The following is a 917-nucleotide window of genomic DNA, read 5'->3' as shown; positions in this document are numbered from 1 at the left end:
ACTTTCCTTCTCTATTAGCAGCCCCTTCCTGGCTCACATTCCAGAAAATACCCAACTAAGCTTTAGGCTAGAACAAACACCGCAAACAATCGATTGCCTACTTGTGTGCACCAAAAGCTTCGATGCCCTTCCCGGCCTTAAAAAGCTTGGTGAAGCCATCACAGATAAAACCCTATTAGTGTTATTCCAAAATGGCCTGGGTAGCCAATACGACATTCTAGANGCCTTTCCTGATAACCCTATTTTCGCCGCCGTCACGACTGAAGGCGCTAATCGGGTTTCTTCAAATCAAATTGTCCATGCAGGCTCCGGCCTTACGCGCGTCGGCCCCTTAAACAAAGCTGCAGAATCTAACGATGCTGCCCGAGCGCTACTTAAGTACCTTCAGCCACCCGCATTAGACAAGACGCTAACACTCCAATACGAAAAGGACATATGGCAGGCTTTGTGGCACAAGCTCGTGATCAATTGCGCTATTAATCCCTATACAGCGCTACTAAATTGCCCGAATGGCCAAGTACGGACATCACGACGTTTTATTGAAGGTTGGCCAATACTGAAGCTAGAACTTAGCGAGCTGCTAAACACAGCAAGCTACCCTCTTTCCGGTGATGAAATCGAAACGCTGGTTTTCGATGTGATGCAAAAAACCAGCACAAATATCTCCTCTATGCTACAAGATATTCGCGCGGGTAAACGCACTGAAATTGATGATATCAATGGCTTTGCAGCCCGGTTTTTGGCTCAGCATACCTTAAGTAGCGAAGTGAATAGTTATTTGGCGAGCAAGGTTAAGGCTCTGCCTACACATTGAACCATCGAGTTCACAGAGCGCTTCGCTGCACAGAGGAAAGATAACACCCTAAGACTTTAGCTGAGTATTCACTCCAAAAAAGCTTTTTCCAGAGCCTGCGTAT

General features: G+C 46.5%; 1 protein-coding gene. It reads left to right on the top strand.

Translation table 11 applies throughout. The features are described 5' to 3' along the window. On the top strand, nucleotides 1-814 hold an 814-nt coding region (locus tag A3763_RS05660), incomplete at its 5' end, for a ketopantoate reductase family protein (RefSeq protein WP_156494943.1). Between the last annotated feature and the right edge of the window lie 103 nt (nucleotides 815-917).

This window comes from Oleiphilus sp. HI0128, assembly GCF_001635365.1.
Note: the sequence above shows the minus strand (reverse complement) of the source record. Positions and strands in the feature narration are given on the sequence as shown.